This is a genomic window from Haloferula sp. BvORR071, assembly GCF_000739615.1.
Taxonomy (GTDB): domain Bacteria; phylum Verrucomicrobiota; class Verrucomicrobiia; order Verrucomicrobiales; family Akkermansiaceae; genus Haloferula.
Genome location: NZ_BATP01000065.1, coordinates 1 through 1,170 on the forward strand (window position 1 = coordinate 1; position 1,170 = coordinate 1,170).

The 1,170-nt window shown below is 67.0% G+C and carries 1 pseudogene; it reads left to right on the top strand.

Annotation, left to right across the window (positions count from 1 at the left end):
* A pseudogene (locus BV071_RS32165) lies at positions 1 to 1,170 on the top strand (hypothetical protein); the annotation flags it as partial.

Below are 1,170 nucleotides of genomic sequence, written 5' to 3' on the forward strand. Positions count from 1 at the left end.
AAACCCTTCGCCATCATCAGTGCGCAGGCCAAGACCACCAGCGGCGGGCTCAACCCCGACGGCGAGGACGGCAAGCTGGCGACCAAGCCCTGGAGCTTCGGCCACGCGGTGGCGGGCGCCTCGACCCAGAAGATCGTCAGCGACCATCCCGCCAACGCCTCGCACGAGATCTCGCTGCTGCGCCTCGACAACGGCACCAACAACCTGTTGCAGTTCGACCCGAAGACCGGCCGCGGCAACTTCATCACCGGCCAGACCGGCAACACCGGCCTGAAATTCGGCGTGCTCTACGACGTGCCGCTGGCACCCCTGCAAAGCCTGTCCCAGCTCAATGCCGCGAACCCCGGCGGCTCCTCCGGCTACGCGCCGCGCTTCGCCCAGCCGATCGGCAACTCGTGGGCGCACCCGATGCTCAATTCCTCCGAAGCCATCACCGCGCTTCCTGAAGGCAAGCTCCTCGATCATTCCTTCCTGCTCAACACCGCGCTCTACGACCACTTCTACTTCTCGGGACTCGCCGACCAGACCGGCAGCTTCGGCACCGCCAACCGCACGGTAAAGCAGGTCGCCGAGGAATTCCTGGCCGGCAAGCCGCTGGCCGACCCGCGGCTCAAGCTCTACGCGCCGGACGGCAAGCCGCGCAACGGCATCAGCGACAGGGTGGCCGCCAGCGATGCCTACGCGACCATCGCCGCCTGGCAAACGATCGACGGTCCCTTCAACATCAACTCGACCTCGGTGGCGGCGTGGAAGGCGATGCTCGGCTCGATCCACGACGGCAAGGCGCTCTACAACCAGCTCAACAAGACCGCCAAGAGCTCGGCGCTCACCGCCCTGCCGCCCGCCGATGGTGACAAGAACGAGAGCCGCATCAGCCGCTTCCGCCTGCCGGTGGAACTGTCCGAGAAGGACGGCGGCGATCCGGCGGAGTCGTACTGGCTCGGTGCGCGCGAATACAAGGACGAGGAACTCGAGCGGCTCGCCGAGGAGATCGTCAAGCAGGTGCGCGAGCGCGGCCCCTTCCTCTCGATGGGTGAATTCGTCAACCGCCGCCTCGGCACCGGTGAGACCGCGCAGCGCGGGGCCCTGCAGCAGGCGATCGACAATGCCGGCCTCAACCGCGAGCTCGCCGATGATTCCAACGCCGGCTACGAGATCCCGGCCGACAAG